We start from the raw sequence: 22540 nt of genomic DNA, 5'->3' as shown, positions 1-22540 counted from the left end.
GCGAGCAGGCGCCAGCAGCGGACGATCAGGCTCAAGAGCCCGGAAAACAAGGGGAATAGGGGAGGAAACGGGCAGGAACTGCCGAAATTTTGCCGGGATTTCTCGCAGACCGGACTTCCGACTGTAATCGGGTCCAGGGCATCCGCCAAGCCCTATTCGTCATGCTGTGAAATAAACTTAAATTTCTTCTCAAAACACTTTTTTATGTCACAGGTTTTGCGGTATTACGACAACAGACCGCCGAACCCTGCAACACAGGTGGCGTCACCCAGACCCCACTTTGCGCATTTCTCGCCTGCCCTAAGGTGAGAGCCTCGGCGGCCTTTTCGTAGCGCACTATCGTCGTGTAGTGCGTTATCAGGCTTCTACAAAGGTGAGCGAGTATGGATGACCACGGACGCACCCCTTCCTCTAACCAGCCGATCCTCTATGTCCTCGATACCAACGTATTGATCCACGATCCAAACGCGCTTTTGAATTTCGAAGAACATCACGTCGCAATCCCCATGACTGTCCTCGAAGAACTGGACAAGCTCAAGGCGGGCAAGCACTCGGTCGCCGCAGAATGCCGCCAGGCTATCCGGCTGATCGACAAGACACTAGGCGAAGCGACCCCGGAGGAGGTCGAACGAGGGGTACCGATTGATCGCGGCACAGGCGTTTTCAAGGGTTACCTGTCCATCCTGATGAGCAAGCGCGAAGAGCCCAACAGCCTTCTGCCCGAGCATCTGAACGACAACATCATCATCAACCAGCTGATCGACATGCACGCGCGCAAAAAGGATGTGCGCATCGTGCTCGTGACCAAAGACATCAACATGCGCCTCAAGGCCCGCGCCTGCGGGATCGAGGCCGAAGACTACAGCACCGACCAGTTGGTCGACGACGTGTCGATGCTGTCCCGTGGCTACCACACCATGACCGGTTCGTTCTGGGACCGTGTCAGCAAGGTCGACACCCGCCAGGACCATGGCCGTACCTGGCACAAAGTGCAGATGACCGAGCAGATCCCGGCGGTCCACATCAATGAGTTCATCATCGATGAGCAAGGTTTCGTGGGTTGGGTCAAGGGCGTCAAACCTGATGAGTTGCTGCTGCTGGACATGCACCAGGAGCCACTGCTGCATCAGGAAGCCTGGGGCCTGAAGCCGCGAGACATCTATCAGGGCCTGGCGCTGTTCGCGCTGCTGGACCCTGATATTCACCTGGTCAACCTCTCCGGTGCAGCCGGATCGGGCAAGACCATCCTGGCGCTGGCTGCTGCCATCGAGCAGACCATGGTCAGCAAGCGTTATCGTCGCATCATCGCTACCCGCAGCGTGCAGGGGCTCGACCAGGAGATCGGCTTCCTGCCCGGCACCGAGGCGGAAAAGATGGAGCCGTGGCTCGGCGCCATTACCGACAACCTGGAAGCGCTGCACATGGATGACGAAAACACCCATGGCAGTGTCGATTACATCCTGAGCAAGGTGCCGCTGCAGTTCAAATCCCTCAACTACATTCGAGGCCGCAGTTTCCAGCAAAGCCTGATCCTGATCGACGAATGCCAGAACCTCACCCCGCACCAGATGAAAACCATCATCACCCGTGCCGGTGCAGGTTCCAAGGTGGTCTGCCTGGGTAACCTGGCGCAGATCGACACCCCTTACCTGTCGGCCACCAGTTCCGGGCTGACCTACCTGACGGAGCGCTTCAAGGATTTCCCCAACGGCGTGCACATCACCCTGCAAGGGGTGCCACGCTCGATCCTGGCTGAGTATGCGGAGAGTCATTTGTAGTAAAGCCGCGTAACCATGGGGGCTTCTTGGGGCCCCCATGTCATGCATCCCACGCAAATCCTGTAGGAGTGAGCTTGCCCGCGATTGCGATGTGTCAGATGGCAATGGTGTCGCTGACACACCTTGGTCGCGGGCAAGCGCGCTCCTACAGTTCATTGTGTACAATTGGGGCTCCTGTCCAGGAGTGATCCCGTGCTTACCCATCTCGATTCCCAAGGTCGCGCCAACATGGTCGACGTCACCGAAAAAGCCGTGACGTCCCGTGAAGCCGTGGCCGAAGCGCGTGTGCGCATGCTGCCCGAAACCCTGCAAATGATCGTCGCCGGCGGCCACCCGAAAGGGGATGTGTTTGCCGTGGCGCGCATCGCCGGCATTCAGGCTGCCAAGAAAACCAGTGACCTGATTCCGCTGTGCCACCCGCTGATGCTCACCAGCGTCAAGGTCGAACTCAACGCCGAAGGCGCGGACACCGTGCACATCGTCGCCCGCTGCAAGCTGTCAGGGCAGACCGGCGTGGAAATGGAAGCGCTGACCGCCGCCAGTGTCGCTGCGCTGACCATCTATGACATGTGCAAGGCCGTGGATCGTGGCATGGTCATCGAGCACGTTCGCCTGCTGGAGAAACTCGGCGGCAAGAGCGGGCATTTCGTGGCCGATGAAACAGCAGGTGCGTCATGAGTATTCATGTTCAGGTTCAATACTTCGCCCGCTTTCGCGAGACGCTGGGCACTGAAAGCGAGCGACTGGAAGGCAGCTTCGCCACCGTCGAGGCGGTGCGTCAGCATCTGCTTGCCCGGGGCGGCGTGTGGGATGTGCTGGCCGAGCAAAGCATCATGTGCGCGCGCAATCAGGAACTCTGTTCGCTGAACGAGCCGGTCGAGCAGGGTGACGAAGTGGCGTTCTTCCCGACGGTGACCGGAGGTTGAGCATGGCCATTCGTGTGCAGGCTGCGCCGTTCGATCCGGGGGCTGAGGTCAATGCAATGCACGATGCCAACGTCGGCGTGGGTGCGGTGGTGAGCTTCGTCGGCTACGTGCGTGACTTCAACGACGGGCGTGAAGTGGCGGGGATGTTTCTGGAGCATTACCCCGGCATGACCGAAAAAGCCCTGGGCAAGATCGCCGATGAAGCCCGGCAGCGCTGGCCGCTGCTTAAACTTGAGGTGCTGCATCGCATTGGCGCGCTGGAGCCGGGTGAGCCGATCGTGTTCGTCGGCGTGGCCAGCGCCCATCGCCAGGCGGCGTTCGAAGCCTGCGATTTCGTGATGGATTACCTGAAGACCCGTGCGCCGTTCTGGAAGAAGGAAAACACCTCAGAAGGACCGCGCTGGGTGGAAGGGCGCGAGAGCGATCACAAGGCGGCAGATCGCTGGAGATAACACTGGCTTATGCGGATGGCCCCTGTGGGAGCGGGCTCGCCCGCGAAGGCGGCAATACAGACGATATAGATGCGTTGTCTGTCCTGGCCTCTTCGCGGGCGAGCCCGCTCCCACAGGTTTAGTGTGGTGTCATGCGTGGCGTGACCCGCATCACTCCGCCGCAGGCTGCGCCCTTTGCTTGCGCACCACCGCCCTGAGCAATTCGGTCGGTGGCATTTCGCAGCTGATCTTGCGGCCCAGTTTCTCTTCGATGGCCGGCAACTGATACGAGTCATCCTCGCCCGCAAAGCTGATCGACACACCCTCGGCGCCTGCACGGCCGGTACGGCCAATGCGGTGCACGTAGTCGTCCGGCACTTCCGGCAGGGTGAAGTTGATCACGTGGCTGATGCCGTCGATGTGAATCCCGCGGCCCGCCACGTCGGTAGCCACCAGCACGCGAATCTTGCCTTCGCGGAAACCTTCCAGGGTCTTGATGCGCTTATGTTGCGGCACGTCGCCCGACAGTTGGGCGGCGTTGACGCCATCGCGCACCAGGCGTTCTTCGATGCGGCGCACTTCGTCCTTGCGGTTGGCGAACACCATCACCCGCTCCCAACCGTTGTCGTTGACCAGGTTGTAGAGCAGTTTGTACTTGTCGGCCGACGCCACGGCATAGATGTGCTGTTCGACGTTTTCGCTGGCGACGTTCTCCGCCTCGATTTCGACGATGGCAGGGTCGGTGGTCCATTGGCGGGCGAGGTTCATCACGTCGTCGGTGAAGGTGGCCGAGAACAGCAGGGTCTGGCGCTCGCCCTTGTGCGGGGTCTGGCGAATGATCGAGCGCACCTGCGGGATGAAACCCATGTCCAGCATGCGGTCGGCTTCGTCCAGCACCATCACTTCGACCATGTCCAGGTGCACTTCGCCGCGCTGGTTGAAGTCCAGCAGACGGCCAGGAGTGGCCACCAGAATGTCGCAGTGGCGGGCTTCGAGCTGCTTGAGCTGTTTGTCGAAGTCCATGCCGCCGACGAACGTCATGACGTTGAGGTTGGTGTATTTGGTCAGAGCGGCGGCGTCCTTGGCGATCTGCACCACCAGCTCGCGGGTCGGCGCGATGATCAGCGCACGGGGTTCGCCCATGTAGCGTTCTTTCGGCGGCGGGGTCTGCGTCAGCTGAGTGATGATCGAGATCAGGAACGCGGCGGTCTTGCCGGTGCCGGTCTGTGCGCGGCCGATGGCATCGCGGCCCTTGAGGGTGAAGCCCAGTACTCCGGCCTGGATCGGCGTGCAGTACGGGAAGCCCAGGTCATGGATGGCGTGCATCAATTCCGGAGCGAGGGGGAAATCGTGAAAACGGGTCTTGCCTTCCTGCGGCTCGACCGCGAAATCTTCCAGCTTCCACGGCACCACGACAGGCTTGGGCGCGCGTTCGCGGCGTGGCCTGGCAGCCTTGGGCGGCACGGGAGCGGCCTGGCTGGCAGGGATTTCAGCCGGTTGTGCCACGGGCGTGGCGGTGTGCGGGGCAGTGCTTTCGATCGGACTTTTCGAAGCGGGGAGGGGCGCCGCGGGTGCGAGCTGCTCAGCCTCGCTTTTGCCGAACATCTTTTTAAGTGCTTTGAGCACGGTCATCTCGTCGATTGATTAAGGAATGTACGCCGCGCAGTGTAATGCAAGAACCGGGCGCGGCGTAGTGCCATACCAAAAACGCAGGATAAAAGAAAGGATCAAATCGCCTGATCAGTTCAGGCGACCCTTGAGCCAGACGCCTATATCGGCGATTTCCTGCGGTAACACTTCGTGGCCCATTGGGTACTCGTTCCAGGCCACGGTGACGCCCTTGGCGTTCAATTGCTCGAACGCGGCACGGCCCATGGCGTACTGCACCACGGCATCGTCGGTGCCGTGCAGGCAGTACGCCGGAATCCGTTGCTGGCTGGCCGAGAGGGTCATCTCGTCGCTGAAGGTCGGGGCGTAGGTAGATAGCGCCAGAACGCCGCCCAGCGGGCCTTCCCAACGCAGGAACGCACTGTGCAATACCACTGCGCCACCCTGGGAGAAGCCTGCCAGGAAGATCCGCGACGGGTCGATGCCGCCGTTGCGCTGCTCTTCGATCAGGCTCAGTACGCGCTGGGCCGAGGCTTCCAGTTGGTCCTTGTCGATGGCACGCGCCGGGCTCATGGCCTTGATGTCGTACCAACTGGGCATCTCGTACCCGCCGTTGACGGTAACAGCACGTGTCGGCGCCTGAGGCAGGACAAAGCGGGTGCTGAGCAGCGTTTGCTGAAGGATCTCGGCCACCGGCATGAAGTCATAGCGGTCAGCGCCCAGGCCGTGCAGCCAGATGACGCAGGCATCGGCGGTGTTTTCCGGCTCGATGATCAGGGGTTCGTGCATGTGTGCTCCATTTATGTGCGATGGCTCTGGGGCGGCGCTTCAAGGCGGGGCGTCGGCGCCGGCTGGCCTATGCAGATATGAAAGAAGATGTCGCAAGGGTACAAGTTTGCCACTTGACCTGTCGCTAATTCGAGTTTGCCACCATGGTGGTACAAGCTTTGCTATGCAATCCCCGGAGTGAAAGCGCTCACCCCTGGCGGTAACACTACTAGGCTATTAAGCATGCAGCCTGATGTGACGCCGGGGCAGCAAGGGATCCATTGTTCAGGATTCCGGCACGATTCGCCATGACCCTTCGGGTTCAGGGACATCATGGGGCTTGAATCCATTGACCGGATCGAATCCGGCGGTGCGGTGATCGAGGAATTCGGCGCCCCGCGGATTCGGGTCTTGCGTCGCATGACCCAAAAACAAGCCAGCACGGGTCATTAATGCCTCACAAGGGTGCGACGGGGCTCAGGCTCCCACACAACAAAGAGCAAAACTGGAGGTTTGAATGAAGATGTTGAAATCCACCCTGGCTGTAGTGGCCGCCGCAGCAGCACTTGGTGTCAGCAGTTTCGCTCAGGCGGGCGCGACACTGGACGCCATTCAGAAGAAAGGCTTCATTCAGTGCGGTGTGAGCGACGGTCTGCCAGGTTTCTCGGTACCTGACAAAGACGGCACCATCAAAGGTATCGACGCCGACTTCTGCCGCGCCGTAGCCGCTGCTGTGTTTGGCGACGCCAAGAAGGTCAAGTTCAGCCAGTTGAACGCCAAGGAGCGTTTCACTGCGCTGCAATCCGGCGAGATCGACATCCTGTCCCGCAACACCACCTGGACCAGCTCCCGTGATGCGAGCATGGGTCTGGTGTTCCCGGGCTTCGTGACCTACTACGACGGCGTTGGCTTCCTGGCCAACAGCAAGCTGGGCGTGAAGAGTGCCAAGGAACTGGACGGCGCGACCATCTGTATTCAAGCCGGTACCACCACCGAGCTGAACGTGTCCGACTACTTCCGCGCCAACGGCCTGAAGTACACCCCGATCACCTTCGACACCTCCGACGAAAGCGCCAAGTCGCTGGAATCCGGCCGTTGCGACGTGCTGACCTCCGACAAATCGCAGCTCTACGCACAACGCTCCAAGCTGGCTTCGCCAAAAGACTACATCGTGCTGCCTGAAACCATCTCCAAAGAGCCTCTGGGCCCAGTCGTTCGTCGCGGTGACGAAGAGTGGACCATCATCGTTCGCTGGGTTGGCTACGCGCTGCTGAACACCGAAGAAGCTGGCGTGACGTCGAAAAACGTCGAAGCCGAAGCCAAGTCCACCAAGAACCCGGACGTAGCCCGTCTGCTGGGTGCTGACGGCGACTACGGTCCGCAGCTGAAACTGCCGAAGGACTGGGTCGTGAAGATCGTCGCTCAAGTGGGTAACTACGGCGAAATCTTCGAGAAGAACCTGGGTAAATCCACGGCTCTGGAAATCGACCGCGGTCAGAACGCCCTGTGGAACGCAGGCGGCATTCAGTACGCACCACCAGTACGTTGATTGACCTGTGCCCGGCTGCGTGATCCGCAGCCGGGCACTTCGTTGCATCTATTCCGGGGCACTCCCATGCAAAATCAAATCAGCGCACCCAAGCAGAGGCTATCCCTCAGCGACCCTAAAGTGCGTGCGTGGCTATTTCAGATAATCACGGTTATCGCTGTAGTCGCGATGGGTTGGTATCTGTTCGATAACACCCAGACCAACCTGCAACATCGGGGCATCACCTCAGGTTTCGGTTTCCTTGAAAACAGTGCCGGCTTCGGCATCGCGCAACACCTGATTCCGTTCAAGGAATCGGACACCTACGCGCGGGTTTTCCTCATCGGTTTGCTCAACACGCTGCTGGTCACCTTCATCGGCGTGATCCTCGCGACACTGCTGGGCTTCATCGTCGGCGTGGCGCGGCTGTCCAACAACTGGATCATCAACAAGCTGGCGACGATCTACGTCGAAGTGTTCCGTAACATTCCGCCGCTGCTGCAGATCCTGTTCTGGTACTTCGCGGTGTTCCTGACGTTGCCGGGGCCTCGTGCGGCCCATGGCTTCTTCGGATCGTTCTTCGTCAGCAGCCGTGGCCTGAACATGCCTGCGGCGATCACTAACCAGGCCACCTGGCCGTTCGTCATCAGCATCCTGCTGGCCATCGTCGCGACGGTGTTCATGGCCAAATGGGCGAACAAGCGTTTCGAAGAAACAGGCGTGCCGTTCCACAAGTTCTGGGCCGGCCTTGGGCTGATGATCGTGATCCCGGCGCTGTGTGCGCTGGTCTTCGGCGCACCGGTGCACTGGGAAGTGCCTGAGCTCAAGGGCTTCAACTTCGTCGGTGGCTGGGTATTGATCCCTGAACTGCTGGCCCTGACCCTGGCCCTGACCGTGTACACCGCAGCGTTCATTGCTGAAATCGTGCGCTCGGGCATCAAGTCGGTCAGCCACGGGCAGACCGAAGCGGCTCGCTCGCTGGGCCTGCGCCCGGGTCCGACCCTGCGCAAGGTCATCATCCCGCAAGCCCTGCGGGTGATCATTCCGCCTCTGACCAGCCAATACCTGAACCTTGCGAAGAACTCTTCGCTGGCGGCCGGTATCGGTTACCCGGAAATGGTTTCGCTGTTCGCCGGTACCGTGCTCAACCAGACCGGTCAGGCCATCGAAGTCATTGCCATCACCATGAGCGTGTACCTGGCGATCAGTATCAGCATTTCCCTGCTGATGAACTGGTACAACAAGCGCATTGCGCTGATCGAGCGGTGAGGAAACGCGCATGACATCCCATATTTTCAAACCCGACATGCCGCCGCCGAGCAAAGTCTTCGGCCCGGTGGCATGGATGCGCCAGAACCTGTTCTCGAACTGGCTCAACACGCTGTTGACCCTGTTCGCGATCTACCTGATCTGGCTCGTCGTTCCACCGCTGCTCAGCTGGGCGATCTTCGACGCCAACTGGGTCGGCACTACCCGCGCCGACTGCACCAAGGCGGGTGCCTGCTGGGTGTTCATCGAACAGCGCTTCGGCCAGTTCATGTACGGCTACTACCCGCAGGAGCTGCGCTGGAGGGTCGATCTGACCGTGTGGCTGGCGATCATTGGCGCAGCGCCACTGTTCATCAAGGCCGTGCCTCGCAAGGCGGTCTACGGCCTGTGTTTCCTGGTGCTGTACCCGATCATTGCCTACGTCCTGCTGCACGGCGGTTTCGGTCTGCAGGAAGTGGCGACCAGCCAGTGGGGCGGCCTGATGCTGACCCTGGTCATCGCCACCGTAGGTATCGCAGGCGCCTTGCCGCTGGGCGTGATCCTGGCACTGGGGCGTCGCTCGGACCTGCCGGCGATCCGCGTGCTGTGCGTGACCTTCATCGAGTTCTGGCGCGGCGTTCCGCTGATTACCGTGCTGTTCATGTCCTCGGTGATGCTGCCGCTGTTCCTGCCTGAAGGCATGAACTTCGACAAACTGCTGCGCGCCCTGATCGGCGTCATCATGTTCCAGTCGGCCTACGTGGCCGAGGTGGTGCGCGGTGGCATGCAGGCTATCCCTAAAGGCCAGTACGAAGCGGCCGCGGCGATGGGCCTGGGCTACTGGCGTCGCATGGGCCTGGTGATCCTGCCGCAAGCCTTGAAAATGGTCATTCCGGGCCTGGTCAACACCGTGATTGCGTTGTTCAAGGACACCAGCCTTGTGATCATCATCGGCCTGTTCGACCTGCTCAACAGCGTCAAGCAAGCCGCCGCCGACCCGACCTGGCTCGGCATGGCAACAGAGGGCTACGTGTTCGCGGCCCTGGTGTTCTGGATCTTCTGTTTCGGCATGTCCCGCTACTCCATGCATCTGGAGCGCAAGTTGGACACAGGCCACAAGCGTTAGGAGTTTATGAGATGAGTGAAGCTATCAAAAAGCCCCTGGGCGCCGAAGGCATGATCCGGATGGAAGGCGTACACAAGTGGTACGGCCAGTTCCACGTGCTTAAAGACATCAACCTGAACGTGCGTCAGGGCGAGCGTATCGTTTTGTGCGGTCCGTCGGGTTCGGGCAAGTCGACCACCATTCGCTGCCTCAACCGTCTGGAAGAACACCAGCAGGGTCGCATCATCGTCGATGGCACCGAGCTGACTTCGGACCTGAAGCAGATCGAAACCATCCGCCGTGAAGTGGGCATGGTGTTCCAGCACTTCAACCTGTTCCCGCACCTTACCATCCTGCAGAACTGCACGCTGGCGCCAATGTGGGTACGCAAGATGCCCAAGAAAAAGGCCGAAGAAATCGCCATGCACTACCTGGAGCGCGTACGCATTCCGGAGCAGGCGCATAAATATCCGGGCCAGCTTTCCGGCGGTCAGCAACAGCGTGTAGCGATTGCTCGTGCCCTGTGCATGAAGCCGAAAATCATGCTGTTCGACGAGCCAACCTCCGCCCTTGACCCGGAAATGGTCAAGGAGGTTCTGGACACCATGGTCGGCCTGGCGGAAGAAGGTATGACCATGCTCTGCGTGACCCACGAAATGGGCTTCGCCCGCACCGTGGCCAACCGCGTGATCTTCATGGACAAAGGCGAAATCGTCGAACAGGCCGCGCCGAACGACTTCTTCGATAATCCGCAGAGTGATCGTACCAAGCTGTTCCTTAGTCAGATTCTGCATTGAGTTAGCAGCTGTTGTGGCAAAGAACCCGGGCCTTGTGTCCGGGTTTTTTTTAGGGTTGCTTATTTAAAGAAATTCCCCACGAGATGGTAGGCCATATCGCGTTGTGAGAAGTGGTCAGAGGTTCTAGCTTGTATTAGCCACCAATGAATGGTGTGAAAAATTATACCCAAGGAGGGTGCTATGAGTACTGGTATTGTTCTACCTGCACTGAATGTTAATGCTGTGGCCCCAGCTTTTTCGATTTCGACGCTTGGCTTCATGCCTCCTAACCCTGCTGTTGCGATGTCTGCAATGCATCCTTTGCGATTGAGGAAATATGCTGAGGGCTATTGGCGTGAAATGATGATAAAACACATGGAGGAGGTCAATCGGCACCTCAAGATCGGCTGGCGGTATTTGCCAACTTTCGAGCTTTTGACGGATATGCTAAAGGTGCCACTCGCAGATAAATTCATGTGTCTAAACCCCCATGCATTGTCGGCAGATGCTGTCCGTGAGGCAATCTCCGGCTGGGGATATAGAAAAACGATTGCGGACGCCCGCGAGTTGTCCGGGGGCGTGCTTACACCGTTCGCCGCTTGGTCTCATTATATGGACGGCAGTGGAGCGGACGTCAAAACGGATCTGAATCGTCTTGGACTGAATTTGTCCGTCACCAAAATCCCTGCACTTGAGAGTGCATTCGCAAATGCGATTGTGGGAAGCTCACCCGTCCACCTTGCCAAGGTGCCCTATAATACGCGACAAGACTCTTGGATAACCTGGACTTGGTTAGGGCATATCACGCTCAAGATTGAGGGTGTAGTACATAAGGGGCATGATGGACGAATTTCGTTTAGCGGTGTAGCACGGGCCTATAATGACACGTATGATTTCAACGCAAGCACTCACAGATCAGAACTGGGAGAAGCGGCTACGGCTGGCGGGCTTTACTTGGGCGGGACGAAAGGGAAGCCATATCAAATCATCATTCAGGGAGAGCTTCCGATATCCATTCAGAGGTAACGGCATACGGAGTGTGGTTATTGCTGATACCAATATTCTCTGTGGTCATTTACATGGGTAAGCTAAACCGGATGTATCTGTTTTTTTGCCTGGCATTATTATCGCCATGGATGGGGGTGTTTCACCACGGTTCCAGCGAGATTCATCGAGATGATGGGCCTGCTGCCTTGATTCTGCTTACCGTGACAACGGTTACCACGTTCATCATGTTTGCTCTTTACAGTGTTGTAAGTGGTTTGCTATCCAAGTTTCGGACGAGTCGAGCACTGTATTGGATCGCTATCACGCTTATGTTTTGCGTAGCAGGATTCTGTGTGGGACTTTCGCTTCTTTGGGCGAAGGTCTCACTGGATGGTGAATGGCTGTTCATGCTCGCGGCTGGAGGGTATGCGGTGCTCTCTGTGAGACTAGTACTCGAACTGGTCTCGGTCATCAAATATGGCGTCGTCATACATAAAAATGAGTAGCGAGCTGTAAAGGTTGGGGCTCGATTTGATTAGTTGGCGCCTAGCCAAGAGACCTGGAAGGTGTCTACGGGTTTGACCGATGGATCGCTGATTTCATCGCTGTAGGAGCGCGCTTGCCCGCGACTGCGGTGTGTCAGGCAGTATGTAGGTGTCTGACACACCGCGGTCGCGGGCAAGCGCGCTCCTACAGGGATTGGGTTCGTTTGTACCCAATCCCCGTGAAACTTGTGTTCTTTGCCATTCTCCAACAGGATTACGTCTTTGCGCTCTGCGCTGTTACACATCCTGCCCCCACGAGAATCCCATGACGACCAAGGCGCCTGCGGCGAGCGACACGCTATCCCCTTCCCGAAAACATCATGAAATCGACGAATTGCTGATCGACGCGGAGGCGGATGACGAGCAAGTCCAGCAGCATCGCCCGGTGCTCAAGCGCCCGTGGTTTCTGCTGTTGGGCCTGGTGCTGGTGGCGTTGAACCTGCGTCCGGCGTTGTCTAGCATGGCGCCGTTGCTCAGCGAAGTATCGAAAAGCCTGGGGCTGTCGGCGGCCAAGGCCGGCTTGCTGACCACCTTGCCCGTATTGTGCCTGGGGCTTTTCGCGCCGCTGGCGCCGATCCTGGCGCGGCGTTTCGGCAGTGAGCGCGTGGTGCTCGGGATTCTGCTGACGCTGACCTGCGGGATCATCCTGCGCAGTTCGCTCGGTGAGGTCGGGCTGTTCGCCGGCAGCATCATGGCCGGTGCGAGCATCGGCATCATCGGCGTGTTGCTGCCCGGTATCGTCAAGCGCGACTTCGCCAGACAGGCTGGCACCATGACCGGCGTGTACACCATGGCGCTGTGCCTGGGCGCGGCGGTGGCGGCGGGGTCGACTGTGCCGTTGAGTCATGTCTTTGGCGATGAGAACGGCGACAGCTGGACGATGGGCCTGGGTTTCTGGATCGTCCCGGCCCTTCTCGCGGCGATCTTCTGGTGGCCGCAGACCCGCCAGAGCCACGGCCAGCATCAGGCGGCGTACCGCGTGCGCGGGCTGTTTCGTGATCGTCTGGCGCGCCAAGTCACTCTCTACATGGGCCTACAGTCGTCGCTGGCCTACATCGTGTTCGGCTGGTTGCCTTCGATCCTGATCGGTCGCGGCCTGACCCCGACCGAAGCCGGCTTGCTGCTGTCGGGCTCGATTCTGCTGCAACTGGTCAGCTCGCTCACCGCTCCCTGGTTCGCCACCCGCGGCAAGGACCAGCGCGTGGCGATCCTGGCGGTCATGCTGCTGACCCTGGCCGGCCTGTTTGGCTGCCTGTATGCCCCGCTCAATCAGTTGTGGGGCTGGGCCGTGGTGCTGGGGCTGGGGCAGGGCGGTACGTTCAGCCTGGCGCTGACCCTGATCGTGCTGCGCTCCCGTGATTCCCATGTCGCCGCCAACCTGTCGAGCATGGCCCAGGGCGTGGGCTATACGCTGGCGTCTTTGGGGCCGCTGGCGGTGGGGCTGGTGCACGACTGGACGGGCAACTGGAGCTCGGTCGGCTGGATTTTCGGCATCATCGGGGTTTTCGCGATTCTGGCCGGCATGGGCGCAGGCCGCGCGCTCTATGTGGACGTTACCAGCGAAAAAATCTGAGTCAGGGTATTTGCCCTGCGAATGTCCATGGTCAAACGGCGCATTGGCGCTTATCGTGCAGGGATCTTCTTCCATGGATGCCCTGCCCATGAGCGACATCGACCAGAGCGAGCACAACAGCGAGCTGATCAACTGCTTCTACGATGCGTTCAATCGCCTCGACGCTGAAGCCATGGCAGCCTGCTACACCGACGACGTGCTGTTCAGCGACCCGGTGTTCGGTGAGCTGCGCGGCCAGGCGGCCGGTGACATGTGGCGCATGCTGACCTCGCGGGCCAGGGACTTTTCCGTTCGTTTCGACAAGGTGCGTGCCGACGAACGCTCCGGCGGCGCCCATTGGGTGGCGACCTACCTGTTCAGCCAGACCGGCCGCACGGTGGTCAACGACATCCAGGCGCGATTCGTCTTCCGCGACGGCAAGATCAGCGAACATCACGACCATTTCGACCTGTGGCGCTGGTCCCGTCAGGCCCTGGGTGCCAAGGGCGCGCTGCTGGGCTGGACGCCCATGGTGCAGAACGCCATCCGTGCCCAGGCGCAGAAGGGCTTGAAGGCGTATCAGGCGGGGCGCTGAGGCTCTGTTAGAATCGCGGCTCCTGCGTTTTCTGCTACCTATTGCCCATGACCGATCCCGCTGTCGCCCTCGACCCCGCTCCCGAGACTGCCGTGCCCAAACCGTGGTTCGTGTACCTGGTGCGGGCGGCCAACGGCTCGCTGTACTGCGGTATCAGCGACGACCCGCACAAGCGCTTTGCCAAGCATCAGAGCGGCAAGGGCGCGCGCTTCTTTTTCTCAAGCCCCGCCGTGGCGCTGGTCTATGTCGAAGCCTGCCGCGACAAGAGCGAGGCCCTGCGCCAGGAGCGGCTGATCAAGAAATTGCGCAAGAGTGCCAAGGAAACGCTTGTTGCGAGCTTCGTCCTGTAGCGTCTGGGTAAAAGGCTTACGGCTCCGTAGGCTGGCTGACGAGCGCGAGTAGGACAACGTTTAACCGCTTTGTCAGATATTTCGCATGTGAATTACCTGTTTGATTTCGTTCGTATCTGTACTAGTCTGTTTATCAGATTCGATGGACAGGAGCGCGATTCATGACGGCCTTGGCGATCACTCGCGACGACAGCGTTGGTGTTGACACACCCGAAGCCGGACGCGTGGCGCTGACGTTCTTCTTCAACCTCATGGCGCATTGGGGCTGCTCGGTCGATGAGCAACGGACGCTGCTGGGCGCCGTGAGCAACACCACCTTCTACAAATACAGACGCGCGCCTGACATCCGTCTGCCCCACGACACGCTTGAACGTATTTCCTATCTGATGGGTATTCACAAGGCGCTGAGCATCATCTTCAGCAACCAGTTGGAGCGCGCTTACGAGTGGGTCGCCAAACCCAACGCGGCGGCGCCGTTCAACGGGCAGTCTGCCTTGCAATACATGCTGGCCGGGCGGGTGGTGGACATCGCAGACGTGCGTCGATACCTGGATGGAGTGCGCGGCTGATGAAGCAACCGCACACCGTGATACCGGCGTGGGAGGCTGCGTTCAGAATGATCAACAGCGCCTTTCCTCCGATCACGCTGTTCGAGGATGTGCTGAACCCTGCCGACCTCGAAATGGCTTACGCCCTGGAAGCGATGACCAATGATCGTCTGCTGGACCAGTGCGGCTCTCTGCGCAGGGTCGCTGTCGAGGATCGTGTTTCAGGACCGGGATCGACCCCTGTGATGGCGGCGTTCACTCACATTGGCAAGGCGAGCCGCTTTACCGACGGGACTTACGGCATCTATTACGCGGCGAACAGCCAGGCGGCTGCCATCGCAGAAACGCGCTTTCATCAGCAACGCTTCCTGGCAGCCACCAACGAGCCGGACATCGAGCTGACATTGCGAACTTACGTCAATCAGGTCGTCAAGCCAGTCCACGATGTGCGCGCAGATTACCCCGAACTGCATGAGCCTGATCCTGCCCGCTACGGCGTCCCGCAAGCCTTCGCCAAAGCGCTGCGAGATGAGGGATCGTGGGGGCTGCTCTACCGCAGTGTGCGCCTGGAAGGGCATGAGTGTGTCGCGGCGTTTCGACCCCCAGCGGTCTCGGTCCCGGTTCAGGGCAAGCATGTTCGGTATGCCTGGGATGGGAAAAGCCAGACGATCTCCCACGTGTTCGAAATCAGCTTGCTTTAAGCCCCGTACGAAAAAACGATGTTTCTACCGTCTCTGAACTTGGCCTGTTCGTCACTTGTGGTTATCGCTGGCAACGCTCAACTTGGACCGCTGTCTGAGTACCGTGGCCGGGGAGCGATGTAAGTTCGTCATTCCCGGATTCAATGCATTCGCCCCCGAGGTCGAAACATGAGTGAGCTGATCCTGCATCACTATCCAACGTCGCTGTTCTCCGAGAAGGCGCGCCTGATGCTGGGCTTCAAGGGCCTGTCGTGGCGTTCGGTCATCATCCCGTCAATCATGCCCAAACCCGATGTCACCGCCCTCACCGGTGGCTATCGCAAGACGCCGGTACTGCAAGTAGGCGCGGACATCTATTGCGACACGGCGTTGATTGCCCGCCGTCTTGAAGCCGAGAAAACCTCGCCCACCTTCTACCCCGAAGGCCAGGAGTTCACCTCGGCGAGCCTGGCCAACTGGGCTGATTCGGTGCTGTTCCTGCACGCCGTCAGCCTGGTATTCCAGCCCGCTTCGTTGGCCGTGCGCTTCGCCAAGGTGCCGCCGGAAGCGGTGAAGGCGTTCGTGGCTGATCGCGCGACCCTGTTCGATGGTGGCAATGCGACCCGTGTGCCGCTGGAATTGGCCCAGCACCAATGGCCGACGCTGATGAGCCGTCTTGAAACCCAACTGGAGCGCAACGGCGATTTCCTGTTGGGCGTGCCATCCATTGCCGACTTCTCGGTGGCCCACACCCTGTGGTTCCTGAAGCAGACGCCCGTCACCGCGCCGCTGGTGGACGATTACCCGGCCGTGCTGGCCTGGTATCAGCGCGTGCTGGGTTTTGGCCATGGCGCGGCCAGCGAACTGAGTTCGGCCGATGCAGTGGAGATCGCGCGCAAGGCCGAGCCTACAGCTTTACCGGAAGAAGCCTTCGTTGACCCTAACGGTTTCGAAGTAGGGCAGCAGGTGAGTGTGTCAGCGGTGGATTACGGGGTTGATGCAGTGCAAGGCGCATTGGTATTCACCGGGCGCGAAGAAATCATTCTGCGCCGCGAGGATGAGCGCGCGGGTATCGTGCATGCACATTTCCCGCGCTATGGGTTTCAGATAAAGACCGCTTGAGCGGAGCCTCCGATCAGGTTGTTTCTATTGCGGGACAACCTGATCGCCGGCGACGTAGCTGAATCGCTGGCCGGGCGTGACGGTAAAATTGATCCTCAGGATCGGGACGTTGTAGCCCGCTTTATTCATCTTATCCTGAAAGTGCTGGGCGGCGATCAGGCCGCCTGCCTTGTTGACGTCGTAAAAGAAGGCGGCGATGTATTTGGGCATTTGCGAACCGTCGCCGTAGTTCGTCAACAGCAGTTCGTTCCAGACGGTCCTGAACTGCGGGAAATCGTCCCGCGAGGCAATCATGTTGTTCCAGCCATGTTGGCTGTCGACATTCCAGGAACATTGTCGGGGGCGTTGGTATCCCACGCTTGCGAAATGGTTGTCCCATTGGGTGGCTGTAAGGATACCAAGCGGTTCGCAAGAGCCCCATGCATATTGAGAGTTGTCATCGTCAGGGAGCGGTTCCGAGACTTTCTCATTATTTCTCCCTCTGTAACCACAGCCTCGATGTCCGTTGGCGGTGGACGTGCCTGCGTCGTAGGGGTAAAGGCAGATCCATCCTGACTCCAGTCCTGGCAGGTTGTGGGAAATCGCGTCGATGCGATTGCGAAGAATAAAGCCTGCGGGATGGTAAAGTTGCGTCTGGCTGACATCCTGTCTCATCCACGAGTACGATGTAGCCCCAATGGCGATTGCCGACGGACTGTACATCCAGGGTAGAAAGTTTCCGTCATCCACCGCTCTCGCCAGAACCCCGCTGCAATAGTAGTGACCGCGTGGCTTGTTGGTTCCATATTCCCGGCAATCGGTATTGGTTTCGGTGTAATTCTTGAGTACCTCGGCCAGTACGGCAGCGGGTCTTTGCAGCTGTACATACGGCGTCGTTGTTTGTGGTGATGAGCAAGCGACCAGCATCAGCAATAGCGGGGCGAGGTACCGGGCTGCCTTCATGGCGGTTATCTCCATTGTTGGGTGCATACCGCTTCATATAGGAGATGACGCCTCGCTTTGTCAAAGTCCGGATGCTGCCTGTCAGAGAATGAATAGTAGTTGGAGTTTTAGTGGAAGGTGTTGTAACTCGCCGAATGCACCGGCAATTGTCTGCATTAGATCAAGACTCATATAGCGAATCGAAATTGAGTTTATCGCGAAACAATATTGATTCCAATAAGCACAAGTTGTGCGCCTGCCGTAAATCGCAATTATCACTATCGCGAAATCGTCTAACGAAGTTAGGTTTGAGGTTAGGCTGAGTTAGATTGCGGCAGTTTATGACGTGCTCAAATCCATTGGCTCGGGATTGCACAAAGGCCTCAGATAAAGATGGCGGCTACGGGCAAGCGCGTTTTTATCCTGCGCCTGAGCTTCTCCTCACCCCCCGCCCAACGCTTCCAGTTCCAGCAAACCGATCAGGCAGCGGGCCAGTATCCTTGACCGCCAAACAGATCCGCTACTTCAACGCCGCCAGTATCTCTTCCGGAGAAAACCCTCTGATCAACGTGCCATTCACGTCGATCAAAGGGATTCCGCGACCACCCAGCGCCTCGTACGCCTTCCGGCCTTCCTTGGACTTCTCGATGTCGTACTCGGTGTAGGGAATGCCCTTGCTGTCGAGGAAGCGTCGGGTCTGTTTGCAGTAGCCGCACCAGTCGGTGGCGTACAGGGTGACCTTGGCATTGCTCTGGACCTGCGCCGACACGGTAGGGTCGGGGTGGACGAAGTTTTCGATCTTGCCCCAGTTCTGGTAGACCACGACCACCAGCAGGATCAGCACGAACTTCTTGAGGGTGCGCACGAGCATCGAAGTCAGCGCCTCTTGAGCTGGTCGGTGAGCTGGGTCGGCAGGCCCTTGATGATGAGGGTGCCTTTTTCTTCGTCGTATTCGATCTTGTCGCCCAGCAAATGCGCTTCGAAGCTGATCGACAGGCCTTCGGCGCGCCCGGTGAAGCGGCGGAACTGGTTGAGGGTGCGCTTATCCGCGGGGATTTCCGGCGACAGGCCGTAGTCCTTGTTGCGAATGTGTTCGTAGAAGGCGCGGGGGCGGTCTTCGTCGATCAGGCCGGAGAGTTCTTCCAGCGCGATGGGCTCGCCCATCTTGCTCTGGCTGCTGGCGTAATCGACCAGGGCCTTGGTTTTCTCGCGGGTCGATTCTTCAGGCAGGTCTTCGCTCTCGACGAAGTCGCTGAACGCCTTGAGCAAAGTGCGGGTTTCGCCGGGGCCGTCGACACCTTCCTGGCAGCCAATGAAGTCGCGGAAATATTCCGATACCTTTTTTCCGTTCTTGCCCTTGATGAACGAGATGTACTGCTTGGAGGCCTTGTTGTTCTGCCACTCGGAGATGTTGATCCGCGCGGCCAGGTGCAATTGGCCCAGGTCCAGATGCCGGGACGGGGTGACGTCCAGCGACTCGTTCACTGCCACGCCTTCGCTGTGGTGCAGCAGGGCGATGGCCAGGTACTCGGTCATGCCTTGCTGATAGTGAGCGAACAGCACGTGGCCGCCGACCGACAGGTTCGATTCTTCCATCAGCTTTTGCAGGTGCTCGACGGCCACTCGGCTGAAGGCGGTGAAGTCCTTGCCGTCGTCCAGGTATTCCTTCAGCCAGCCGCTGAACGGGTGCGCGCCCGATTCCGGGTGGAACAGGCCCCAGGCCTTGCCCTGCTTGGCGTTGTAGTTCTCGTTGAGGTCGGCCAGCATGTTCTCGATGGCCTGGGACTCGGCGAGTTCGGAGTCTCGAGCGTGGAGGACTGCGGGCGTACCGTCGGGTTTCTTTTCGATCAGGTGGACAATGCAGTGACGGATCGGCATGGGGCTTCTCGGTGCGTCGAAGAGGGGCAGGGGCCATCGGGCCGCCTTGCGCAAAGACACCCAGTGTAACGCAACTGCGTCGATGGATGATCGCGCCCAGGCTGCGCCGATGGCCCTGCCCCACTGCTTATTGCACCACTGCCTGATCGGCCACTACGTAGGAGAAGCGGTTGGCGGCGGCTGCGGTGAAGTCCAGCCGCAGGATGGGGACGTTGTAGCCGGCCGCATTCATTTTCTTCTGGAAGTTCCTGGCCGCGGCGAGCCCACCGGCTCTCTTGACATCGTAGAAGAAGGCCGAGATGTACTGCGGCATGCTGTTGCCATTGTTGTAGTTGCTGAGCAGCAGTTCATTCCACAGCGTTCTCCGGTTTGGGTAGGTCGAGTGTGCGCTGATCGACGCCCGCCAGCCGACCGGATCTTCGACATTCCATGAGCACTGCTTACTCGTCACCTGGCCCTGCTTGTTGAAGTCGGCGTTCCATTGCGCCGCGGTCTGCACCCCGATCCCTTCGCAGGAGCCGTAAGCGTACTTGGCGTTGTTGTTGCCCTGCAGGTCGGTCAATGCCCGAGGCTTGAGACCACAACCTTTCATGCCATTGCCGGGGCTGGTGGAAGAGTCGAACGGATAGATGCAGATAAAGCCCGTTTCCAGGCCTGGCAGGTTGCGGCTCATGGCGTCCGTGCGGTTGCGCAGAATGAAACCGGCCGGGTGGTAGATCTGCGTGATGCCAGTGTCGCTGCGTAGCCATGCATAGGAGGTCGCGCCGATCTGTACGGCGGTTGGGCTGTAGGACCAGGGTGCAAAGTTGCCGTCGTCCACCGTGCGCACTAATACGCCGCTGCAATAATAGAGGCCGCGCGCCACCGCCGAGCCTGCCTGGGTACAGTTGTTGGCGGTCTTGGTGTAATTCTTGTTCACGTCTGCCAACACTGTCGCAGGCTTTTGCAACTGGGTCTTGGACGGCTCCAGTGGGGGAGGCGAAGGTGGAGGCTTGGGCTTGGCGAGGCCAGGCAAGGGGATGAAGATCTGCGACAGCAGAAGCGGGGCATGGTCGGGCAGCGACTCTTCGGGTAGGCCAGCGATAGCGGGGCTGGTGAAAGCGAAGGTCAGCACCAGCGCCGATGCACGGCGAGGGGGAGAAACCAGTCCTTGGTCATGATATGAGCTCTCCGGGGTTGGGGGGGACGCCTCTGCATTTAAGGCCCAACGTCGGATCATTGTCTACTGTCACAAATGACAGTGCTCATCTGGGGCGTACAGGCCAGGCGCGTAACGGACACGGGGTGGCGCGAGCCGTTTTGGGCCTGTAATCCGGGACTTTTGTCTATTTTTGAACCATAGCTGCGATAAACCTGACCAAATGGCTAGTCAGGTGCGGATATTTGTCCGTCTCTGTGCTAGTTTTGCCCGGTCTTGCGCACCGAAGCGCGCCAAGCATGCAGTTTGTGGGCGTTCGGCCGAACCAAAGGCCGATTTCAGCATCTACATTTCGCGTCTGTACACACTCTGCAAACCATATGAATTGATAGGGAAGGAACACCACCATGGCTCTGACTAAAGACCAATTGATCGCCGATATCGCAGAAGCTATCGACGCGCCAAAAACCACCGCGCGCAATGCTCTGGACCAATTGGGCCAAATCGTCGCTGACCAACTGGAAAACGGTAGTGAAATCACTCTGCCAGGCATCGGCAAGCTGAAAATCACCGAGCGTCCAGCTCGCACTGGCCGTAACCCATCGACTGGCGCTGCGATCGAAATCGCTGCCAAGAAAGTCGTCAAGTTCGTTCCAGCCAAAGTGCTGACCGACGCAGTCAACAAGTAAGCGAACACGCGACTTGTTGAGAAACCGTGTGGCGGAGTGATCCGGACACGGTTTTTTTGTGCCTGTAGTTTCTGGGTCGCAGGGCTTCTGTGGGAGCGAGCTTGCTCGCGAAGGCGGAAGTCAGGGCGAAGATGTGTATTGACTGTACAGGCCTCTTCGCGAGCAAGCTCGCTCCCACAGAACAGCCATCGGCTAGCGGGTTATCGGTTCCCCCAGCGCTCTGCGCGCCACGCTGCCTGCTGCGCCGGGTCATGAAAGGTCCAGGCGACGAAGCGGCTTTGCTTCTGGCCCTGTGACATCTCCACCACCTGGCTTTCCAGTGCCCCGGCTTTCTTCAGTGCGCTCTGGATCAAGGGCAGGTTGGACGCCTTGGAGACCAGTGTGCTGAACCACAGCACCTGATGAGGTATCTGCGCACTCTCGCTGATCAGTTGCGTCACGAACCGCGCCTCGCCACCTTCGCACCACAATTCCGCCGCCTGACCGCCGAAATTCAGCACCGGCAGCTTGCGCTTGGGATCGGCCTTGCCCAGCGCCCGCCATTTGCGCTGGCTGCCACGCAGGGCTTCGTCGGCCGAGGCGTGGAAGGGCGGGTTGCACAGGCTGATGTCGAAGCGCTCCTCAGGCTGCAACAGCCCGGCGAGGATGTGCTTGCGGTTGTCCTGCTGGCGCAGGCTGATGGCCCTGCCCAGGTTGTTGGCTTTGACGATGGTGGTGGCCGAGGCGAGGGCGATCTTGTCGATGTCCGAGCCCAGGAAGTGCCAGCCGTAGTCGCTGTGCCCGATCAGCGGGTAGATGCAGTTGGCGCCGGTGCCGATGTCCAGCGCCTTGACGGCGGCGCCACGGGGGATCACGCCGTCGTTGCGTTCAGCCAGCAGGTCGGCGAGGAAGTGCACGTAATCGGCGCGGCCAGGCACCGGTGGGCACAGGTAGTCGGCCGGGATGTCCCAGTGGGCGATGCCGTAGAACGATTTCAACAAGGCGCGGTTGAATACCCGTACGGCGGCGGGGTTGGCGAAGTCGATGCTTTCCTTGCCGTACGGGTTGGTGATCACGAACTGGCCCAGTTCCGGACAGCCTTTGATGAGCTTGGGGAAGTCGTAGTGGCCCTGATGGCGATTGCGCGGGTGCAGGCTGGCCTTCTCCCGTGGGGCGGCGGGCTTGGCTGCTGTGGCCGGCCTGGGCTTTTTGCGCGGGGGTTTGGGTTTGTCTGGGGTGGTCATGACGAATTCGATTCTCGTGAGAACACAAAACCCTGTAGGAGCGCGCTTGCCCGCGACGGCGTCGAACCAGACACATTGATGTCGGCTGACACACCGCCGTCGCGGGCAAGCGCGCTCCTACAGGGTTTGGGGTCATCAGCCAGC

23 protein-coding genes are annotated in these 22540 nt (G+C 59.4%); 16 read left to right on the top strand and 7 right to left on the bottom strand.

Going from position 1 to position 22540, the window contains the following annotated elements; translation table 11 throughout:
- Nucleotides 1–383: 383 nt before the first annotated feature.
- From ACIPOO_RS05345 to moaE, 4 genes are all read left to right on the top strand, one after another.
- Nucleotides 384–1778: a PhoH family protein gene (locus tag ACIPOO_RS05345; RefSeq protein ID WP_400604893.1), complete on the top strand. Its 1395-nt coding sequence runs from the start codon at nt 384–386 to the stop codon at nt 1776–1778.
- 192 nt (nt 1779–1970) lie between these two features.
- Nucleotides 1971–2456 carry a cyclic pyranopterin monophosphate synthase MoaC gene (gene moaC / locus ACIPOO_RS05340; RefSeq protein ID WP_400604891.1) on the top strand — a complete coding sequence of 162 codons (486 nt, stop codon included), beginning with the start codon at nt 1971–1973 and terminating at the stop codon, nt 2454–2456.
- A gap of 2 nt (nt 2457–2458) precedes the next feature.
- Nucleotides 2459–2704, top strand: coding sequence for a MoaD/ThiS family protein (locus ACIPOO_RS05335; protein WP_400605205.1), 246 nt, complete (start codon nt 2459–2461; stop codon nt 2702–2704).
- A gap of 2 nt (nt 2705–2706) precedes the next feature.
- Nucleotides 2707–3156 (top strand): molybdopterin synthase catalytic subunit MoaE, encoded by a 450-nt coding sequence (gene moaE / locus ACIPOO_RS05330; protein ID WP_274135109.1) that lies wholly within the window; start codon nt 2707–2709, stop codon nt 3154–3156.
- A gap of 150 nt (nt 3157–3306) precedes the next feature.
- On the opposite strand, the gene rhlB is transcribed toward moaE, so the two are convergent.
- Both rhlB and ACIPOO_RS05320 read right to left on the bottom strand, forming a co-directional pair.
- Nucleotides 3307–4767: an ATP-dependent RNA helicase RhlB gene (gene rhlB, locus ACIPOO_RS05325; RefSeq protein WP_274135110.1), complete on the bottom strand. Its 1461-nt coding sequence runs from the start codon at nt 4765–4767 to the stop codon at nt 3307–3309.
- A 108-nt stretch (nt 4768–4875) separates the two neighbouring features.
- Nucleotides 4876–5532, bottom strand: a complete 657-nt coding sequence (locus ACIPOO_RS05320) for an alpha/beta hydrolase (RefSeq protein ID WP_274135111.1) — start codon at nt 5530–5532, stop codon at nt 4876–4878.
- A gap of 496 nt (nt 5533–6028) precedes the next feature.
- Here ACIPOO_RS05320 and ACIPOO_RS05315 point away from each other — a divergent pair, with 496 nt between their 5' ends.
- From ACIPOO_RS05315 to ACIPOO_RS05265, 11 genes are all read left to right on the top strand, one after another.
- Entirely contained in the window at nt 6029–7060 is a 1032-nt protein-coding gene (locus tag ACIPOO_RS05315; protein ID WP_400604888.1) for an amino acid ABC transporter substrate-binding protein, read from the top strand.
- A gap of 66 nt (nt 7061–7126) precedes the next feature.
- Nucleotides 7127–8308 carry an amino acid ABC transporter permease gene (locus tag ACIPOO_RS05310; RefSeq protein WP_274135113.1) on the top strand — a complete coding sequence of 394 codons (1182 nt, stop codon included), beginning with the start codon at nt 7127–7129 and terminating at the stop codon, nt 8306–8308.
- 10 nt (nt 8309–8318) lie between these two features.
- Nucleotides 8319–9413 (top strand): amino acid ABC transporter permease, encoded by a 1095-nt coding sequence (locus tag ACIPOO_RS05305; protein WP_274135114.1) that lies wholly within the window; start codon nt 8319–8321, stop codon nt 9411–9413.
- 11 nt (nt 9414–9424) lie between these two features.
- Nucleotides 9425–10189: an amino acid ABC transporter ATP-binding protein gene (locus tag ACIPOO_RS05300; RefSeq protein WP_274135115.1), complete on the top strand. Its 765-nt coding sequence runs from the start codon at nt 9425–9427 to the stop codon at nt 10187–10189.
- Between the two features lie 180 nt (nt 10190–10369).
- Complete coding sequence (locus ACIPOO_RS05295) at nt 10370–11194, top strand: lipid II-degrading bacteriocin (protein WP_400604885.1); 825 nt, start codon at nt 10370–10372, stop codon at nt 11192–11194.
- 771 nt (nt 11195–11965) lie between these two features.
- Complete coding sequence (locus tag ACIPOO_RS05290) at nt 11966–13273, top strand: CynX/NimT family MFS transporter (RefSeq protein WP_274135122.1); 1308 nt, start codon at nt 11966–11968, stop codon at nt 13271–13273.
- An 88-nt stretch (nt 13274–13361) separates the two neighbouring features.
- Nucleotides 13362–13847 carry a nuclear transport factor 2 family protein gene (locus ACIPOO_RS05285; RefSeq protein WP_400605203.1) on the top strand — a complete coding sequence of 162 codons (486 nt, stop codon included), beginning with the start codon at nt 13362–13364 and terminating at the stop codon, nt 13845–13847.
- A gap of 47 nt (nt 13848–13894) precedes the next feature.
- Nucleotides 13895–14197, top strand: coding sequence for a GIY-YIG nuclease family protein (locus ACIPOO_RS05280; RefSeq protein WP_400604882.1), 303 nt, complete (start codon nt 13895–13897; stop codon nt 14195–14197).
- Nucleotides 14198–14358: 161 nt separating this feature from the next.
- Entirely contained in the window at nt 14359–14766 is a 408-nt protein-coding gene (locus tag ACIPOO_RS05275) for an MbcA/ParS/Xre antitoxin family protein (RefSeq protein ID WP_274135124.1), read from the top strand.
- Nucleotides 14766–15446, top strand: coding sequence for an RES family NAD+ phosphorylase (locus ACIPOO_RS05270; RefSeq protein ID WP_274135125.1), 681 nt, complete (start codon nt 14766–14768; stop codon nt 15444–15446). The genes ACIPOO_RS05275 and ACIPOO_RS05270 overlap by 1 nt, the downstream gene beginning before the upstream one ends.
- A gap of 168 nt (nt 15447–15614) precedes the next feature.
- On the top strand, nt 15615–16547 hold the full coding sequence (locus ACIPOO_RS05265) for a glutathione S-transferase family protein (RefSeq protein ID WP_274135126.1): 933 nt from the start codon (nt 15615–15617) through the stop codon (nt 16545–16547).
- 24 nt (nt 16548–16571) lie between these two features.
- Here ACIPOO_RS05265 and ACIPOO_RS05260 read toward each other — a convergent pair whose 3' ends face one another.
- From ACIPOO_RS05260 to ACIPOO_RS05245, 4 genes are all read right to left on the bottom strand, one after another.
- Nucleotides 16572–17489, bottom strand: coding sequence for a hypothetical protein (locus ACIPOO_RS05260; RefSeq protein WP_400604879.1), 918 nt, complete (start codon nt 17487–17489; stop codon nt 16572–16574).
- A 499-nt stretch (nt 17490–17988) separates the two neighbouring features.
- Nucleotides 17989–18339 (bottom strand): glutaredoxin family protein, encoded by a 351-nt coding sequence (locus ACIPOO_RS05255; RefSeq protein WP_274135128.1) that lies wholly within the window; start codon nt 18337–18339, stop codon nt 17989–17991.
- 5 nt (nt 18340–18344) lie between these two features.
- Nucleotides 18345–19346: a nucleoid-associated protein YejK gene (yejK, locus tag ACIPOO_RS05250; RefSeq protein ID WP_274135129.1), complete on the bottom strand. Its 1002-nt coding sequence runs from the start codon at nt 19344–19346 to the stop codon at nt 18345–18347.
- Between the two features lie 127 nt (nt 19347–19473).
- Nucleotides 19474–20460, bottom strand: coding sequence for a hypothetical protein (locus ACIPOO_RS05245; RefSeq protein WP_400604876.1), 987 nt, complete (start codon nt 20458–20460; stop codon nt 19474–19476).
- 431 nt (nt 20461–20891) lie between these two features.
- Between ACIPOO_RS05245 and ACIPOO_RS05240 the strand changes: the two genes are divergently transcribed.
- Complete coding sequence (locus tag ACIPOO_RS05240) at nt 20892–21173, top strand: HU family DNA-binding protein (protein ID WP_274135131.1); 282 nt, start codon at nt 20892–20894, stop codon at nt 21171–21173.
- 200 nt (nt 21174–21373) lie between these two features.
- Here the strand turns inward: ACIPOO_RS05240 and rlmF are convergent, their stop codons facing one another.
- Nucleotides 21374–22396 (bottom strand): 23S rRNA (adenine(1618)-N(6))-methyltransferase RlmF, encoded by a 1023-nt coding sequence (rlmF, locus tag ACIPOO_RS05235; protein WP_400604874.1) that lies wholly within the window; start codon nt 22394–22396, stop codon nt 21374–21376.
- Between the last annotated feature and the right edge of the window lie 144 nt (nt 22397–22540).

The organism is Pseudomonas sp. NPDC090201 (genome assembly GCF_044746825.1).
GTDB classification, from domain to species: domain Bacteria; phylum Pseudomonadota; class Gammaproteobacteria; order Pseudomonadales; family Pseudomonadaceae; genus Aquipseudomonas; species Aquipseudomonas putida_AD.
This window is presented reverse-complemented; position numbering and strand designations above follow the sequence as displayed.

Bases quoted from the DNA above. Each gene is read 5' to 3' on its own strand.
- ACIPOO_RS05295 (WP_400604885.1), top strand. From the start codon at position 10,370: ATGAGTACTGGTATTGTTCTACCTGCACTGAATGTTAATGCTGTGGCC.
- ACIPOO_RS05320 (WP_274135111.1), bottom strand. From the start codon at position 5,532: ATGCACGAACCCCTGATCATCGAGCCGGAAAACACCGCCGATGCCTGC.
- ACIPOO_RS05315 (WP_400604888.1), top strand. From the start codon at position 6,029: ATGAAGATGTTGAAATCCACCCTGGCTGTAGTGGCCGCCGCAGCAGCA.
- ACIPOO_RS05275 (WP_274135124.1), top strand. From the start codon at position 14,359: ATGACGGCCTTGGCGATCACTCGCGACGACAGCGTTGGTGTTGACACA.
- moaE (WP_274135109.1), top strand. From the start codon at position 2,707: ATGGCCATTCGTGTGCAGGCTGCGCCGTTCGATCCGGGGGCTGAGGTC.
- ACIPOO_RS05310 (WP_274135113.1), top strand. From the start codon at position 7,127: ATGCAAAATCAAATCAGCGCACCCAAGCAGAGGCTATCCCTCAGCGAC.
- ACIPOO_RS05240 (WP_274135131.1), top strand. From the start codon at position 20,892: ATGGCTCTGACTAAAGACCAATTGATCGCCGATATCGCAGAAGCTATC.
- rhlB (WP_274135110.1), bottom strand. From the start codon at position 4,767: ATGACCGTGCTCAAAGCACTTAAAAAGATGTTCGGCAAAAGCGAGGCT.
- ACIPOO_RS05280 (WP_400604882.1), top strand. From the start codon at position 13,895: ATGACCGATCCCGCTGTCGCCCTCGACCCCGCTCCCGAGACTGCCGTG.
- ACIPOO_RS05300 (WP_274135115.1), top strand. From the start codon at position 9,425: ATGAGTGAAGCTATCAAAAAGCCCCTGGGCGCCGAAGGCATGATCCGG.
- ACIPOO_RS05345 (WP_400604893.1), top strand. From the start codon at position 384: ATGGATGACCACGGACGCACCCCTTCCTCTAACCAGCCGATCCTCTAT.
- ACIPOO_RS05260 (WP_400604879.1), bottom strand. From the start codon at position 17,489: ATGAAGGCAGCCCGGTACCTCGCCCCGCTATTGCTGATGCTGGTCGCT.
- ACIPOO_RS05270 (WP_274135125.1), top strand. From the start codon at position 14,766: ATGAAGCAACCGCACACCGTGATACCGGCGTGGGAGGCTGCGTTCAGA.
- yejK (WP_274135129.1), bottom strand. From the start codon at position 19,346: ATGCCGATCCGTCACTGCATTGTCCACCTGATCGAAAAGAAACCCGAC.
- ACIPOO_RS05255 (WP_274135128.1), bottom strand. From the start codon at position 18,339: ATGCTCGTGCGCACCCTCAAGAAGTTCGTGCTGATCCTGCTGGTGGTC.
- ACIPOO_RS05285 (WP_400605203.1), top strand. From the start codon at position 13,362: ATGAGCGACATCGACCAGAGCGAGCACAACAGCGAGCTGATCAACTGC.
- ACIPOO_RS05305 (WP_274135114.1), top strand. From the start codon at position 8,319: ATGACATCCCATATTTTCAAACCCGACATGCCGCCGCCGAGCAAAGTC.
- ACIPOO_RS05265 (WP_274135126.1), top strand. From the start codon at position 15,615: ATGAGTGAGCTGATCCTGCATCACTATCCAACGTCGCTGTTCTCCGAG.
- ACIPOO_RS05290 (WP_274135122.1), top strand. From the start codon at position 11,966: ATGACGACCAAGGCGCCTGCGGCGAGCGACACGCTATCCCCTTCCCGA.
- rlmF (WP_400604874.1), bottom strand. From the start codon at position 22,396: ATGACCACCCCAGACAAACCCAAACCCCCGCGCAAAAAGCCCAGGCCG.